The sequence below is a fragment of the Streptomyces sp. NPDC003034 genome (assembly GCF_053591375.1).
In genome coordinates, this window is record NZ_JBSFTS010000007.1 from 57,698 (window position 1) to 70,826 (window position 13,129).

The 13,129-nt window shown below is 72.8% G+C and carries 10 protein-coding genes and 1 riboswitch; of the genes, 9 read left to right on the plus strand and 1 reads right to left on the minus strand.

Features of this window, described 5'->3' with window-relative positions; all coding sequences use genetic code 11:
* Positions 1-134 precede the first annotated feature (134 nt).
* From hpnE to ACWDX7_RS10710, 6 genes are all read left to right on the plus strand, one after another.
* On the plus strand, positions 135-1,514 hold the full coding sequence (hpnE, locus tag ACWDX7_RS10685; protein ID WP_451490103.1) for a hydroxysqualene dehydroxylase HpnE: 1,380 nt from the start codon (positions 135-137) through the stop codon (positions 1,512-1,514).
* Positions 1,515-1,582: 68 nt separating this feature from the next.
* On the plus strand, positions 1,583-2,683 hold the full coding sequence (locus tag ACWDX7_RS10690; RefSeq protein WP_451490104.1) for a polyprenyl synthetase family protein: 1,101 nt from the start codon (positions 1,583-1,585) through the stop codon (positions 2,681-2,683).
* Between the two features lie 119 nt (positions 2,684-2,802).
* Positions 2,803-5,235: a squalene--hopene cyclase gene (gene shc, locus ACWDX7_RS10695; RefSeq protein WP_451490105.1), complete on the plus strand. Its 2,433-nt coding sequence runs from the start codon at positions 2,803-2,805 to the stop codon at positions 5,233-5,235.
* Complete coding sequence (locus ACWDX7_RS10700; RefSeq protein WP_451490106.1) at positions 5,235-5,912, plus strand: phosphorylase family protein; 678 nt, start codon at positions 5,235-5,237, stop codon at positions 5,910-5,912. Before shc ends, ACWDX7_RS10700 begins: the two co-directional genes overlap by 1 nt.
* 5 nt (positions 5,913-5,917) lie before the next feature.
* Positions 5,918-6,949, plus strand: a complete 1,032-nt coding sequence (gene hpnH / locus ACWDX7_RS10705) for an adenosyl-hopene transferase HpnH (protein WP_451490107.1) — start codon at positions 5,918-5,920, stop codon at positions 6,947-6,949.
* A complete protein-coding gene (locus ACWDX7_RS10710) occupies positions 6,946-8,421 on the plus strand; it encodes an aspartate aminotransferase family protein (protein WP_451490108.1) in 1,476 nt (491 codons plus the stop codon). Before hpnH ends, ACWDX7_RS10710 begins: the two co-directional genes overlap by 4 nt.
* A 109-nt stretch (positions 8,422-8,530) precedes the next feature.
* Here the strand turns inward: ACWDX7_RS10710 and ACWDX7_RS10715 are convergent, their stop codons facing one another.
* Positions 8,531-9,349 carry a tyrosine-protein phosphatase gene (locus ACWDX7_RS10715; protein WP_451490109.1) on the minus strand — a complete coding sequence of 273 codons (819 nt, stop codon included), beginning with the start codon at positions 9,347-9,349 and terminating at the stop codon, positions 8,531-8,533.
* A gap of 322 nt (positions 9,350-9,671) precedes the next feature.
* Positions 9,672-9,846: riboswitch (cyclic di-AMP (ydaO/yuaA leader) on the plus strand.
* A 2-nt stretch (positions 9,847-9,848) separates the two neighbouring features.
* Here ACWDX7_RS10715 and ACWDX7_RS10720 point away from each other — a divergent pair.
* From ACWDX7_RS10720 to ACWDX7_RS10730, 3 genes are all read left to right on the plus strand, one after another.
* A complete protein-coding gene (locus ACWDX7_RS10720) occupies positions 9,849-10,877 on the plus strand; it encodes a peptidoglycan DD-metalloendopeptidase family protein (RefSeq protein ID WP_451490110.1) in 1,029 nt (342 codons plus the stop codon).
* 162 nt (positions 10,878-11,039) lie between these two features.
* Positions 11,040-11,825 carry an SGNH/GDSL hydrolase family protein gene (locus ACWDX7_RS10725; RefSeq protein WP_451490111.1) on the plus strand — a complete coding sequence of 262 codons (786 nt, stop codon included), beginning with the start codon at positions 11,040-11,042 and terminating at the stop codon, positions 11,823-11,825.
* Positions 11,826-11,920: 95 nt separating this feature from the next.
* Complete coding sequence (locus ACWDX7_RS10730; protein WP_451490112.1) at positions 11,921-13,120, plus strand: MBL fold metallo-hydrolase; 1,200 nt, start codon at positions 11,921-11,923, stop codon at positions 13,118-13,120.
* Positions 13,121-13,129: the final 9 nt, after the last annotated feature.

A 13,129-nucleotide genomic window follows, 5' to 3' on the forward strand; every position in this document is an offset into this window, starting at 1 on the left:
GGCCGCGACGCCCTCCAGGCAACCCCCGGGCCTGAGACCGCGTCTCTCACCGCGGGACCCGCCCACGCCGGGGGCCGGGCACCGCGCACCGGACGGGCCCGGCCGACGGGCGACCGCACCACCGGGGAGGACGCATGAGCGGGGGCCATCAGCGCGCCGTCGTCGTGGGCGGCGGCCTCGCCGGCGTCACGACCGCCCTCGAACTCGCCGACGCCGGGCTCCGCGTCACCCTGCTCGAAGGCCGGCCGCGCCTGGGCGGGCTCGCGTTCTCCTTCAAGCGCGGCGAACTGACCGTGGACAACGGCCAGCACGTCTACCTGCGGTGCTGCACCGCCTACCGGTGGTTCCTCGAACGCGTCGACGGCGCCGCCCTCGCACCCCTGCAGGACCGGCTCGACGTACCCGTACTCGACGTCGCGCACCCCGGCGGGCCGCGCCTCGGCCGGCTGCGCCGCAGCGCCCTGCCCGTGCCGCTGCACCTCGCCGGAGCCCTGGCCCGCTACCCGCACCTCTCGCTCGCCGAGCGTGCGGGCGTCGGGCGCGCCGCCCTCGCGCTGCGCCGCCTCGACCCGGCCGACCCGGCGTTGGACGGCCTGGACTTCGCCACCTGGCTCGGCCGCTACGGCCAGTCCGCCCGGACCATCGAGGCCCTGTGGGACCTCGTCGGCATCGCGACCCTCAACGCCACCGCCGAGCAGTCCTCGCTGGGCCTGGCCGCCATGGTCTTCAAGACCGGCCTGCTCTCCGAGAACGGCGCCGCGGACATCGGCTGGGCCCGGGTGCCGCTCGGCGACCTGCACGACACCCTCGCCCGCAAGGCGCTCGACGCGGCGGGCGTGCGGACCGAGCTGCGCACCCGCGTCACCGCCCTGTCCCGCACCGCGCAGGGCCACTGGCGGATCGACACCGAGGACGAGTCGCTCGAAGCGGACACCGTCGTCCTCGCGGTCCCGCAGCGGGAGGCGCACGGGCTGCTGCCGGCCGGTGCCCTCGCCGACCCCGACAAGCTCCTCGACATCGGCACCGCGCCCATCCTCAACGTCCACGTCGTCTACGACCGCAAGGTGCTCAAGCAGCCCTTCTTCGCCGCCCTCGGCTCCCCGGTCCAGTGGGTCTTCGACCGTACCGACGCCTCCGGGCTCGCCGACGGCGGCCAGTACCTGGCACTGTCCCAGTCGATCGCCCAGGACGACATCGACGAACCCGTCTCGGTCCTGCGGACCAAGTACCTGCCCGAGCTGGAACGGCTGCTGCCCGCCGCACGCGGCGCCAAGGTACGGGACTTCTTCGTCACCCGGGAACGGACGGCGACCTTCGCCCCCACCCCCGGCGTCGGCCGGCTGCGCCCCGGGGCGCGGACCGACACGCCGGGGCTCTACCTGGCCGGAGCGTGGACTGCGACCGGTTGGCCCGCGACCATGGAGAGCGCCGTCCGGAGCGGACTGGGCGCGGCACACGCCGCGCTCGCCGCGCTCGGCCGCCCCCGCGTACACCCTCTGCAGGAGGCGGCATGACGACCGACATCAGCGACACCGGCACAGACACGCCGAGCGCAGCACGAACAGGAACCAGAGGAGAGCCAGTGAACCCGGGGAATCCGGCTGTCGAGAACACGGGTGCCGCCGCCGGCACAGCCGGAAGGGGAGCGGAGAAGGCTGACACCCTCGCCCTCCTGGAGCGTGGCCGCACGCTGTCGGCCCCCGCGCTCCGCGCCGCCGTCGACCGGCTCGCGGCGCCCATGGACACCGTCGCCGCCTACCACTTCGGCTGGATCGACGCCCACGGCAAGCCGGCGGACGGCGACGGCGGCAAGGCCGTACGCCCCGCTCTGGCCCTGCTCTCCGCCGAGGCGGCGGGCGTCACGGCCGAGGTCGGCATCCCGGGCGCCGTCGCGGTCGAGCTGGTGCACAACTTCTCGCTGCTGCACGACGACCTGATGGACGGCGACGAACAGCGCCGCCACCGCGACACGGTGTGGAAGGTGCACGGACCCGCCCAGGCCATCCTGGTCGGCGACGCCCTCTTCGCCCTCGCCAACGAGGTCCTGCTGGAACTGGGCACCGTCGAGGCCGGCCGCGCGGCGCGCCGGCTGACCGCCGCCACCCGCAAGCTCATCGACGGCCAGGCCCAGGACATCTCCTACGAGCACCGCGAGAGCGTCAGCGTCGAGGAGTGCCTGGAGATGGAGGGCAACAAGACGGGCGCCCTGCTCGCCTGCGCCGTCTCCATCGGCGCGGTCCTCGGCGGCGCCGACGACCGGACGGCCGACAAGCTGGAGGAGTACGGCTACCACCTCGGCCTCGCCTTCCAGGCCGTCGACGACCTGCTCGGCATCTGGGGCGACCCGGACGCCACGGGCAAGCAGACCTGGAGCGACCTGCGCCAGCGCAAGAAGTCCCTGCCGGTCGTCGCCGCCCTCGCGGCGGGCGGACCCGCCTGCGAGGAGCTCGCCGAGCTGCTCTCCGCCGACGCCAAGAGCAACGACTTCGAGAACTTCTCCGAGGAGGAGTTCGCCGCCCGCGCCGCGCTCATCGAGGCGGCCGGAGGCCGCCAGTGGACCGCGGACGAGGCGCGCCGCCAGCACGCCGTCGCGGTCCGCGCCCTGGACGAGGTCGACATGCCGCAGCGCGTGCGCGACCAGCTCGTCGCCCTCGCCGACTTCGTCGTCGTGCGCAAGCGGTGATCGCCACCCGATCGAGGATATGACTCGCGAGTCGCCGGCCGGCGCCGCTGCCCGACAGGGCGGGCGCCGGCCGACGGCAGACCCCAGTTCAGCAGAGGACACTGTTCGAAGGGGAAGCCATGACAGCGACGACCGACGGCAGCGCGGAGAGCGCTGGCGCTGGCAGCGACACCGATCCGCAGCGGCGGCCCGACCGCCCCGAACCCGGCCCGCCGGCCCGGCCGGCTCCACCGGGACCGGTCCGGGCCGATAGCGACGGGGCGGGCGGTATCCGGGTCCGGGTCAGGGGCCCGGCACAGGCCCCGGCCGAGGAGCGTGCGGCCCGCGCCCCGGCGGCGCCGGGGCCGGCAGGCTGCGCCCCGCCGGGATTCGCCCCGGACCTGGCGGAGAGCGCCGGAGACGACCGGAAGCGGGCGACCGCGCTCGCGGAGGCGCCGACGCGGCGCGGACCGCTCCCGGCGCCCCCCGGAGCCCCGCCGGGAGACCGGGCCGCGGTCGTGCGGACCGGGGCGCCGGGGGTGGGCCGGGCCACGCTGGACCTGCCGCAACCGCCGGACGGCAGAGGTCCGGCCGGGGGGCAGGGGCCGTACGGGCAGCCCGCGCCCGCCGATCCGGCCGACCGGCCCGCGTACGAGTCGGCCGTGCGGGCGGCCCGGTACCTGCTGGAGCGCCAGGACGCCGAGGGCTGGTGGAAGGGCGACCTGGAGACCAACGTCACCATGGACGCCGAGGACCTGCTGCTGCGGCAGTTCCTCGGCATCCGGGACGAGGCCACCACGTACGCCGCCGCCCTGTTCATCCGCGGCGAGCAGCGGGACGACGGCACCTGGGCCACCTTCCACGGCGGACCGCCCGAACTGTCCGCCACCATCGAGGCGTACGTGGCGCTGCGCCTGGCCGGGGACGCGCCGGACTCCCCGCACATGTCCCGCGCCTCCGCCTGGATCCGGGCCAACGGGGGGATCGCCTCGGCCCGGGTCTTCACCCGGATCTGGCTCGCGCTCTTCGGCTGGTGGCGCTGGGACGACCTGCCCGAACTCCCGCCCGAGCTGGTCTTCCTGCCCCCTTGGGTGCCGCTGAACATCTACGACTTCGGCTGCTGGGCCCGTCAGACCATCGTCCCGCTCACCGTCGTCTCCGCGATGCGCCCCGTCCGCCCCGCCCCCTTCCCCCTGGACGAGCTGCACACCGACGCCCGGGTCCCGAATCCGGCCAAGCCGATGGCCCCGCTGACCAGTTGGGACGGCGCCTTCCAGCGCATGGACAGGGCCCTGCACCTCTACCGGCGCTTCGCCCCGCGCCGGCTGCGCGAGGCCGCGATGGCCACGGCCGGCCGCTGGATCATCGAGCGCCAGGAGAACGACGGCTGCTGGGGCGGGATCCAGCCGCCCGCCGTGTACTCCATCATCGCCCTGCACCTGCTGGGATACGACCTCCGGCACCCGGTGATGCGCGCCGGGCTGGAGTCCCTGGACCGGTTCACGGTGTGGCGCGAGGACGGCGCCCGGATGGTCGAAGCCTGCCAGTCCCCGGTCTGGGACACCTGCCTGGCCGCGATCGCCCTGGTGGACGCGGGCGTGCGGCCCGACCATCCGGCCCTGGTCAAGGCCGCCGACTGGATGCTGGGCGAGGAGATCGCCCGCAGCGGGGACTGGGCGGTGCGCCGGCCCGGACTCGCGCCGGGCGGCTGGGCGTTCGAGTTCCACAACGACACCTACCCCGACATCGACGATACGGCCGAGGTGGTCCTCGCACTGCGCCGGATCAGGCACCCCGACCCGGCGAGGGTCGAGGCGGCCATCGCCCGCGGGGTGTCCTGGAACCTGGGCATGCAGTCGAAGAACGGCGCCTGGGCCGCCTTCGACGCCGACAACACCAGCCCCTTCCCGAACAAGCTGCCCTTCTGCGACTTCGGGGAGGTCATCGACCCGCCCTCGGCCGACGTCACCGCCCACGTGGTGGAGATGCTCGCCTTCGAGGGCCGGGCCACCGACCCGCGGACCCGGCGCGGCATCGACTGGCTGCTGGCCGAACAGGAGCCGGACGGCGGCTGGTTCGGTCGCTGGGGCACCAACTACGTGTACGGGACCGGGTCGGTGGTCCCGGCGCTCGCCGCCGCCGGCATCGCCACGACGCATCCCGCGATCCGGCGGGCCGTGCGCTGGCTGGAATCCGTACAGAACGAGGACGGGGGATGGGGCGAGGACCAGCGCTCCTACCAGGACCGGTCCTGGGCCGGGAAGGGCGCCTCCACCGCATCGCAGACGGCGTGGGCCCTGATGGCCCTGCTGTCGGCCGGAGAGCGGGAGGGCAGGGCCGTCGAGCGGGGCATCCGCTACCTGGTGCAGACCCAGAGGGCGGACGGCTCCTGGGACGAGCGGTACTTCACCGGTACCGGCTTCCCCTGGGACTTCTCCATCAACTACCACCTGTACCGGCAGGTGTTCCCGCTCACGGCGCTCGGCCGTTACCTGTACGGAGAGCCCCCCGGCTCCGCGCGGGCCCTTCCCGCGGAGGCCCTTGTTGCGGGGGCCCTCCACGGGGAGGCCTGATGGCCGCCCCCCGCCGGGGGGACGGCTCCGGGAGCGCCGCCCCGCTGCTGATCGCCTGCGCCCTGCGCATCGAGCGGCTCGCGCTGCGCGGCGCGGGCCGCGCCGGCGCGGGCGAAGCGCCGCATGCCGTCCTGCGTACCGGCATGGGCCCGCGCGCGGCCCAGCGGGCCGTCGCCCGGGCCCTGGACCGGCCCGAGCTGAGCGGGGCCGCGGTCCTCGCGACCGGATTCTGCGCCGGGCTGGTCCCCGGCATGCACCCCGGCGACCTGGTCGTCGCCGAGGAGACCCGCGACCCGCACGCCACCGTCACCTGCACGGGTACGGCCCTGCTCGCCGGAGCGCTGGCCCGGGCCCTTCCGGGCCGGACCGTGCACACCGGGGCACTGACCGGATCCGACCACGTCGTCCGCGGCCAGGAGCGCGCGCACCTGCGCGCCACCGGTGCCATCGCGGTCGACATGGAGTCGGCGGCCACGCTGTGGACCGCGACCCTCGGCGGCCACGACCCGGACGGACGCCGCCCCGTCGCCGCCGTCCGGGTGATCGTGGACGCTCCGGAGCACGAGCTCGTCCGCATCGGCACGGTCCGCGGTGGAATATCGGCCTTCCGTGTACTGCGTGCCGTACTGCCCGCGTTTTATGAATGGCACCGTTCTTCGCTGCTCCCCAGGAGGTGAGCCAGATGGCCATGCCGCTGCGCCAGACCGTCAGGGTCGGGACCTATCTTCTCGAACAGAAGCTCCGCAAGCGTGAGAAGTTCCCGCTGATCGTCGAGCTCGAACCGCTCTACGCCTGCAACCTGGCCTGCGAAGGGTGCGGGAAGATCCAGCACCCCGCCGGGGTGCTCAAGCAGCGCATGCCGGTCGCCCAAGCCGTCGGCGCCGTACTGGAATCCGGTGCGCCCATGGTGTCCATCGCAGGCGGCGAGCCCTTGATGCACCCGCAGATCGACGAGATCGTGCGGCAGTTGGTGGCGAAGCGGAAGTATGTCTTCCTTTGCACCAACGCAATGCTGCTGCGCAAGAAGATCGAGAAATTCACCCCGTCCCGCTATTTCGCCTTCGCCGTGCACATCGACGGGCTGCGCGAGCGGCACGACGAGTCGGTGGCCAAGGAGGGCGTCTTCGACGAGGCCGTAGCGGCCATCAAGGAGGCGAAGCGGCGCGGTTTCCGGGTGACGACCAACTCCACCTTCTTCAACACGGACACCCCGCAGACGATCATCGAGGTGCTGAACTACCTCAACGACGACCTCCAGGTGGACGAGATGATGATCTCACCCGCCTACGCCTACGAGAAAGCCCCCGACCAGGAGCACTTCCTGGGCGTCGAGCAGACCCGCGACCTCTTCAAGAAGGCCTTCGCGGGCGGCAACCGGAGGCGCTGGCGGCTCAACCACTCGCCGCTCTTCCTCGACTTCCTGGAAGGAAAGGCGGATTTCCCCTGCACCGCCTGGGCCATTCCGAATTACTCCCTCTTCGGCTGGCAGCGGCCCTGCTATCTGATGAGCGACGGCTACGTGCCGACGTACCGGGAACTGATCGAGGACACCGACTGGAGCAAGTACGGCCGCGGGAAGGACCCGCGCTGCGCCAATTGCATGGCGCACTGCGGCTACGAACCCACCGCCGTCCTCGCCACCATGGGCTCGCTCAAGGAATCCCTGCGCGCCGCCCGGGAGACGGTGGGTGGCAACCGGGGCACGTCGGCATGACGGCGCCGACGGAAGGGGCCAGGGCCTCGGCGCGGAGCGGGAAAGGCGAGGGCGGGGAAGGTGAGGGCGGGGAAGGCGAGGGCGGCCGGGGCGGCGGTTTCGACCTCGGCGCCCTGCTGGCGGCGCGCGGCAGGGAGCGGTACGAGCTGCACGCCCGCCACCTCAACCACCAGCTGCCCCGGATGCTGCACACCATCGGCTTCGACAAGGTCTACGTCCGGGCCGAGGGAGCGCACTTCTGGGACGCCCAGGGCCACGACTACCTCGACATGCTGGCCGGCTTCGGGGTCATGGGCCTGGGGCGCCACCACCCGGTGGTCCGCCGGGCCCTGCACGACGTCCTGGACGCCCAGCTCGCCGACCTCACCCGCTTCGACTGCCAGCCCCTGCCCGGACTGCTGGCCGAGAAGCTGCTCTCGTACAGCCCGCATCTGGACCGGGTCTTCTTCGGCAACAGCGGTACGGAGGCGGTGGAGACGGCCCTGAAGTTCGCCCGCTACGCCACCGGGCGAACCAGGATCCTCTACTGCGACCACGCCTTCCACGGGCTGACCACCGGCTCCCTCTCGGTGAACGGGGAGAGCGGCTTCCGGAACGGCTTCGACCCGCTGCTCCCCGACACGAGGATCGAGCTGGGCGACCTGGCCGCCCTGGAGCGGGAGCTGCGGCGGGGGGACGTGGCGGCCTTCATCGTCGAGCCGATCCAGGGCAAGGGCGTACTCGAAGCCCCGCCCGGGTTCCTCCTCGCCGCGCAGGAACTGCTGCACCGGCACAAGGCGCTGCTGATCGTGGACGAGGTACAGACCGGCCTGGGACGGACCGGTGACTTCTACGCGTACCAGCACGAGCCGGGCGTGGAGCCGGACCTGGTGTGCGTGGCCAAGGCGCTGTCGGGCGGATACGTACCGGTCGGCGCGACCCTGGGCAGGGACTGGATCTTCAAGAAGGTCTACTCGTCCATGGACCGCGTGCTCGTGCACTCGGCGAGCTTCGGGTCCAACGCCCAGGCGATGGCGGCCGGCCTGGCGGTGCTGTCCGTGATGGAGGACGAGGAGGTCGTGGCCAACGCGCGGGCGATGGGCGACCTGCTGCGCGGACGCCTCGCGGCGCTGGTGGACGGGTACGAGCTGCTGCACGAGGTGCGGGGGCGCGGGCTGATGATCGGCATCGAATTCGGCCGGCCGTCCTCGCTTGCGCTGCGCGGCCGGTGGGCCATGCTGCAGGCGGCCCGCAAGGGGCTGTTCGCGCAGATGGTCGTGGTGCCGCTGCTCCAGAAGCACCGCATCCTCACCCAGGTCTCCGGCGACCACCTCGAAGTGATCAAGCTCATTCCGCCGCTGGTGCTGGACGAGCGGGACGTCGACCGGTTCGTCGGCGCCTTCCGGTCGGTCATGGACGAGGCGCACGGCGGCGGCGCTCTGATGTGGGAGTTCGGCAGAACACTGGTGAAGCAGGCCGTCGGCAACGGCTGACGGCCTGCCCCGGCGCCCCCTGATCCGGCGCCCCCCTGCTCCGGCGCCCTCCGCTCCCTGGTTGTGGGCGCTGGACCGCCGGGGGAGGGGGCGAGCGTCGGGGGCGGGGTCAGTCGAGCAGTTGCTCGCGGAGCCGGCCGAGGGTGTCGGGCGTGAGCCCGAGACCCTCGGCCAGGTAGCGCTCGACCCCGCCCCAGTGCCCGTCGATGGTGTCGAAGGCCGCGGTCAGGTATTCGGCGCGGGCGTCGAAGAGCGGCGCGAGCAGTTCCATGACCTCGGGGGAGCGCGCCTCGGCAGCCGGGCCGCTGTGGCGCAGCACGTAACGGCGGTGCGGGGCGTTCGACTCCAGGTAGTCCGCCACGATCGCCTCGCGCTCCACACCGAGCGCCAGCAGGGTGACGGCGATCGACAGGCCTGCCCGGTCCTTGCCCGCCGCGCAGTGCATCAGGGCGGGGACGCCGTCCTCGGCGAGGGAGTGCACGACCCGGCTGTGTTCGGCGGTGCGGTGCCTGATGATCCCGCGGTAGGAGTCCGCCATGCGGGCCGCGCCCTTGCCCTCGCCGAGCACGGCGCGCAGCCGGTCCAGGTCGCTGTCGCTGACCATCTTCCAGAACTCGCGCCCGTCGGCCGGGTCGGACAGCGGGATGTTCACATTCCGTACGCCGGGCAGTTCGACGTCCGGGCCCTCCAGGGCGTGGTCGGCCTCGTTGCGGAAGTCGAAGACGGTGCGCAGCCCGAGCGCTGACAGGAACTCTGCGTCGGTTTCGGTGGCATGCGCCAGATGTCCGCTTCGGAAGAGTCGCCCCCTTCTGACCCTCCGTCCGTCCGAGGTCGGCAGTCCGCCCACGTCACGGAAGTTGCGCACCCCGGTCAGCGCGGGCTCCGGCTCCGGCCGCGCCAGTGAGGCCGGGGGTATCTGCTGGGTCACGGGAACTCCTCCGCGTAGTCCTGGGGTGTCCGAATTACACTACTTGGCCACTACTTAGCCATAACTCGCCGTTCTCAAAAGGGACATCGGGTCGCCCCCGTGAGCCAGATCATACGGTGACCGTGAGTGCCTGATCGCGGAAAGCGAATCGCCTAGCGGGGGCGGTTGTTGGCGGGCCGGAATGGACGGAGGGTGACCGTAATTCCGCCGATCCCTCATCCCTGTGATTCCGTCAGCAAATTCATGGCTTGTTCCCCGCGCCCGGACTCGATTACCTTCGCGATCGATCCCGGGTGGACCGCCAAATCCTGCCGCCGCCCGGAAACCGCACCCGACTACTCACGCGCGGCAGGAGCGGGGGAACCAGGTAAGCCGCCGTTCCGGCTCTTTGAACCGGGACGGCTCGGGGTGAAGCCGTACATGTGCCCCATGTGTACGGCCGGACATCTCCAGTCCGAACCCGACAGCTCACCTCGCAGGCGCCGGAGAGGAATTCGCCATGCCTGCAAAGGGCAAGCACCGCCGTCCCAAGTCCGGTTCGATATCCCGCGGTTTCGCCGTCGCCGGCACCGGTGGCGCGGCGCTCGCGCTGCCGCTGATGGGCGCCACTGGCGCCCAGGCGGCCGGTGCGCCGACCGTCTCGGCCGCCTCCGCCTCCACCGTGCAGGCGCCGCAGGTCCAGCTGATCCAGCAGGCTCCCGTGGCGCCGCAGGCGACGCCCACCGCCGCCGCGCAGGCCGCCCCGACCCAGTACACGGTGGTCCCGGGCGACTACCTCTCCAAGATCGCGGCGGAGCGCCGGCTGGAGGGCGGCTGGCAGCAGCTGTACGCCGACAACCGGGAGGCCGTCGGAGCCGACCCCTCGCTGATCCACCCGGGCCTGAAGCTGACGCTCGGCGGGAAGGCGGCGGCCGCGGCCCCGGCCAAGCCGGCCCAGGCAGCCCCCAAGGTCCAGCCGGCCCCGAAGGCCCCGGCGGAGAAGCCGGCCCAGAAGCGGGCCGAGAAGCCCGCCGAGAAGCCCGTCCAGAAGCAGGCCGAGAAGCCGGCGCAGTCCACCGCCCGGTCCTCGGCGGGAACCTCCGCCTCCGGCCAGACCTCTTCCGGTTCCAGCACCCCCACCGCCTCCGGTTTCGTCGCCCCGGTCAGCGGCGGCATCTCCACGCAGTACCGGGCCAGCGGAAGCATGTGGTCCTCCGGTTACCACACCGGCGTGGACTTCATGGCGAGCTCCGGCACCACCGTCAAGGCCATCGGCGCGGGCACCGTCGTCTCCGCCGGATGGGCCGGCTCGTACGGCAACGAGGTCATCATCCGGCACGCCGACGGCAAGTACTCCCAGTACGCCCACATGTCCGCGCTCTCCGTCTCCGTCGGCCAGAGCGTCACCGGCGGCCAGCGCATCGGCCTCGTCGGCTCCACCGGCAACTCGACCGGCCCGCACCTCCACTTCGAGATCCGCACCGGCCCGTCCTACGGCTCCGACATCAGCCCGGTGAGCTACCTCCGCTCGAAGGGCGTCAGCATCTGACGGCACCCGCGGCCGCAGTACGAACGGCGTCAGGCCGGGGCCTGAGGGGGGGCCCGGCCTGACGTGTACTTATTCCTTACCCGTCGGGTGGTATAGATCACGGCCCGTCAACCCCTGCTTACGTTGGCGTAAGTCGCCCGCGGGGGTGAAGGATGTCGTTCCGTGGCAGCGACGACGACGAAACTCAAGACCATCGGCTCGTACGCGGCGATCGGGGACAGCTTTACCGAGGGCGTGGGGGACCCGGGGCCCGGGGATTCGCTTCTCGGCTGGGCGGACCGGCTTGCCGTGCTCCTGGCCGACCAGCGGGACGAGCACGACTTCCGGTACGCGAACCTGGCCGTGCGCGGACGGCTCCTCGACCAGATCGTGGCCGAACAGGTTCCCCGGGCGAAGGCGCTCGCGCCGGACCTGGTGACCTTCTGCGCGGGGGGCAACGACATCATCCGGCCCGGCAGCGACCCGGACGACGTGGCGCAGCGGTTCGAGGCGGCCGTCGCCGACCTCACCGGGGCCGTGGGCATGGTCATGATCACGACCGGCTTCGACACCCGCGGTGTGCCGGTCCTGCGGCACCTGCGGGGCAAGGTGGCCACGTACAGCGCGCACGTCCGCGCCATCGCCGACCGCTACGGCTGCCCGGTGCTCGACCTCTGGTCGCTGAGGTCCGTACAGGACCGGCGGGCCTGGGACGCCGACCGGCTGCACCTCTCGCCCGAAGGGCACACCCGGGTCGCGCTGCGCGCCGCGCAGGTGCTCGGCCTGCAGGTCCCCACCGACCCCGACCAGCCGTGGCCGCCGCAGCGGCCGCGCGGCTCGGTCGACGTGACCCGGGACAACATCCAGTGGGCGCGCGAGCACCTGGTGCCGTGGATCGGCCGGCGGCTGCGCGGGGAGTCCTCCGGGGACCACGTCGAGGCGAAGCGGCCCGACCTGCTGCCGCTCTAGGGCGGGGGCGCCGCCGCGGAATCCTTCGGGGACGGTGTGCGTTGGGATGGTCGTAGACCGACGACCGTCCTGACCCCATCGTCCCAGGAGGCGCCTTGACCGGCTCCCGTCCCTTGCGTCCACGGCTGCGCGCCCTGCGGACCGAAGCCTTCGGCGCCGACCCGACCGGTGCCCGGATGGAGCGCATCCGCCGCTCGCCGAACTTCGCCGACGGCGCCTTCCAGAATCCGGTCGGGGCCCGGACCAGGCCCTCGGGCTCGACGGCGGAGTTCGCGAAGATCTACTTCGACAAGGAGCAGAGGCTGCGCAGGAGTCCGGCCGCGCCGATCCCGGTGTACCCGACGACCCTGGCCGAGCTGGCGAAGCCGCCGGCCGGCGGACTGCGCCTGACCTGGATGGGCCACTCCACCGTGCTCGCGGAGATCGACGGGCGCCGCGTGCTGTTCGACCCGGTGTGGGGCGAGCGGTGCTCCCCCTTCCCCTTCGCCGGACCCAGGCGGCTGCATCCGGTGCCCGTGCCCCTGGCCTCGCTGGGCCCGGTGGACGTCGTCGTCATCTCGCACGACCACTACGACCACCTCGACCTGCCGACGATCAAGGCCCTGGCCGGTACGGACACGGTCTTCGCCGTCCCGCTGGGCGTCGGCGCGCACCTGGAGCGCTGGGGCGTCGCCGCCGACCGGCTGCGCGAGCTGGACTGGGATGAGAGCACGAAGGTCGCGGGCCTCTCGCTCACGGCCACCCCGGCCCGGCACTTCTGCGGGCGCGGTCTGCGCAATCAGCAGCACACCCTCTGGGCCTCCTGGGTCGTCGCCGGGGACGAGCACCGGATCTACCACAGCGGTGACACCGGCTACTTCCCCGGCTTCAAGAAGATCGGCGCGGAGCACGGACCCTTCGACGCCACGATGATCCAGATCGGGGCGTACTCGAAGTACTGGCCCGACATCCACATGACCCCCGAGGAGGGCATGCGCGCCCACCTCGACCTCCAGGGCGGCGTCCCCCACGGCACGATGCTGCCCATCCACTGGGGCACCTTCAACCTGGCGCCCCACCCGTGGGACGAGCCGGGCGAGGGCACGCTGGCCGCGGCCGAGGCGGCGGGTGCGGCGGTCGCGCTGCCGGTGCCCGGGCAGCCCTTCGAGCCCGGCGCCGCCGCAGTGCCGGCCTCCCCGTGGTGGCGCCCGTTCGCGGCGGCCGGCTCCCCGGCGCCCGCGGCGGTCTCCCGCCCCGCCGGGACCGGCCGGGCCAAGACCGCGGCGCGCGAGGAGCCCGAAGCGGTCGGTTCCTAGGTCCTGGGC